The sequence below is a fragment of the Streptomyces milbemycinicus genome, from assembly GCF_002154605.1.
GTDB classification, from domain to species: domain Bacteria; phylum Actinomycetota; class Actinomycetes; order Streptomycetales; family Streptomycetaceae; genus Streptomyces; species Streptomyces milbemycinicus.
This window is the reverse complement of the sequence record NZ_MUNE01000593.1, coordinates 2,273-3,688: the sequence shown is the minus strand read 5'-3', so window position 1 is coordinate 3,688 and position 1,416 is coordinate 2,273. Positions and strand designations below refer to the sequence as shown.

Sequence of the window (1,416 nt, the reverse complement as noted above, 5' to 3'; positions counted from 1 at the left end):
CCCTGGCCGCCCTCGAAGAGGCCGGTCTTGTACGCGAGGCGGGCCGGCAGGCGCCGCCGGAGCGTGGCCGGGTCGCCGTGCTGTACGAACCGGACCCGACCGCCGGCTACGTCCTCGGCCTGGACATCGGGCGCGCCTGGCTGCGCGTGGCCGCCGCCGACCTGGACGGCACCGTCGTCGCGCGCGCGGAGGTGCGCAACCGCGGCCGCAGCGCCGCCGCCATGGCGGACCTCACCGTCGCCGCGGCCCGCCGGGTCATCGCCGACGCCGGGGTGNNCGTCGGCGTGCCCGGGGTGTACGACCCCGAGCGGCGGCGGGTGCGCTACGCCGACAACCTGCCCGGATGGGGGCGCGCGGGTCTGCTGGACCGGATGCGCGAGGAGTTGGGCACCCCCCTGGGCACGTCCCTGTCGGTGCACAACGACGCGAACCTGGCGGCGCTCGGCGAATACACCTTCGGCGCGGGGCGGGGCAGCAGGCTCTTCGTATACGTCCTGGTCGGCACCGGGCTCGGGATGGGCGTGGTAGCCGACGGGCGGCTGTTCACCGGCGCACACGGGGCGGCCGGGGAGATCGGCTTTCTGCCGCTGCTGCCCCAGCTGGGCGGCGCCGAGCGGCAAGGTCTTGAGGGTGCGGTCGCGGCCNNCCGCTGCGGCCGAAGGTGGCGGCGAGCGCGCTCGGCGAGGACGCGGTGCTGCTCGGCGCGGTGGCGACGGGTCTTGAGACGGCCCGGGAGCGGGTGTTCACCCGTACCCGGGAGGGCGGCGCGTAACGCGAAGCGCGACCCGACTACGCAACCCCTACCGTGGCCCGCGCCAGTGTCCGCAGCGCCTCGGCCGTCGGGGAGCTCTTCTCCACCGCGTAGGTGCACAGCACCTGGCCGGGGTCCGAGGGCAGCACGAAGGCCTCGTACGCCAGCGTCAGATCCCCCACCACCGGGTGCCGGATCCGCTTCGTACCGCTGGTGCGCTCGCGTACCAGCTGCGCCTCCCACCGCCGCCGGAACTCCTCACTCCGCTCCCGCAGTTCCTCGACGACCTGGCACACCCGGGGGTGGTCGGGGTGGCGTCCGGTCTCCGCCCGCAGGCTCGCCACCGTCTCGTCGGCGACCTTGTCCCAGTCCGGGTGCAGCGCCCTGGCGTCGGGGTGGAGGAAGACCAACATGGCGGCGTTGCGCTCCCGCTCCGGGATCGCGCAGAGGTCGAAGCAGACGCGGCCGCCCAGCAGATTCCAGGCGAGGATGTCCGTGNNCGGGCACGGACTCGTCCATGGCGTCCAGCAACAGCCGGACCTCGGGCCGTACGCGCGGCCGGGGACCGGAATCCGGCTGCTGCCCATGCCCATGCCCGTGCCCGTGCCGGGGCAGCGTGATGTTGCGCAGATAGGTGTGCTCGGACGGCGTCAGCCGCAGCGCCC

At 74.8% G+C, this 1,416-nt stretch carries 1 protein-coding gene and 1 pseudogene; one reads left to right on the top strand and one right to left on the bottom strand.

All coding sequences use genetic code 11. The features are described 5' to 3' along the window. Window positions 1-772 (top strand): annotated as a pseudogene (locus tag CCN51_RS39670) (ROK family protein); the annotation flags it as partial. Window positions 773-789: 17 nt separating this feature from the next. Here the strand turns inward: CCN51_RS39670 and CCN51_RS39665 are convergent. Beyond that, complete coding sequence (locus CCN51_RS39665) at window positions 790-1,338, bottom strand: MmyB family transcriptional regulator (RefSeq protein WP_245881765.1); 549 nt, start codon at window positions 1,336-1,338, stop codon at window positions 790-792. Between the last annotated feature and the right edge of the window lie 78 nt (window positions 1,339-1,416).